This is a genomic window from Providencia sp. JGM181, assembly GCF_018257375.1.
GTDB lineage: Bacteria > Pseudomonadota > Gammaproteobacteria > Enterobacterales > Enterobacteriaceae > Providencia > Providencia lanzhouensis.
The window spans coordinates 1-656 of sequence record NZ_JAERJY010000304.1 but is presented as its reverse complement, the minus strand read 5'-3'; the positions used below and the strand labels follow the sequence as shown (position 1 = coordinate 656).

General features: G+C 32.8%; 1 protein-coding gene. It reads left to right on the top strand.

Annotation, left to right across the window (positions count from 1 at the left end):
• Positions 1 to 192: 192 nt before the first annotated feature.
• Positions 193 to 447, top strand: coding sequence for a helix-turn-helix domain-containing protein (locus JK188_RS17655; protein ID WP_036952076.1), 255 nt, complete (start codon positions 193 to 195; stop codon positions 445 to 447).
• Positions 448 to 656: the final 209 nt, after the last annotated feature.

Here is a 656-nt window from a genome sequence, read left to right as displayed (position 1 = left end):
GAATGGCAATGACTGCACTTTGTTTGATGTTATCTTGCTTTAACTTGTCGTTGTCGTTCTTAACTGCAGTGTCATTAAATGATGTGATGTATGTCGTGTTTTATTAACATAAGTCAATTAATTAAACTTGGTGTGATGATAATTTAGCTGCCCTCATAATTGGTATTCAATCTAATAGTAAAAGGAGCATTTATGAATGAAAATGAAATTGCGAAAAAGCTAGGGATTAAGATCCGTATGCAAAGAGAAAGTCATAAAATGAGTATTCAGCAAGCGGCCGATTTAATTGGTGTTTCTGAAGATGAAATGAATCGTTTCGAGAGTGGAGAAAGCTGCATTGATGTTGATTCACTTTTTCAATTTGCCTATTTATTTAACTTGGAACCCGCATCATTTTTATATGGTGTTGTAAACATAAATAGTGGCGCTCGTAGTACACTTCATTAAAAATATCAGTACGTTATGTTTTTTTGCCTTTGTTTCTAGCAGTTAGCTATCACTAGGAAAGTAAAAGATTTTCTATTTTTGACCCTGTTTTGATAAAAGAGATTCCATGAATTTAATCGTCTGACCGGAAGAGATTATCTGTTTTACTATTATAGGTTGTTTCTTCCGGCTTAATACTCTGCTTTTAGATTATATCTGAATACAATAAC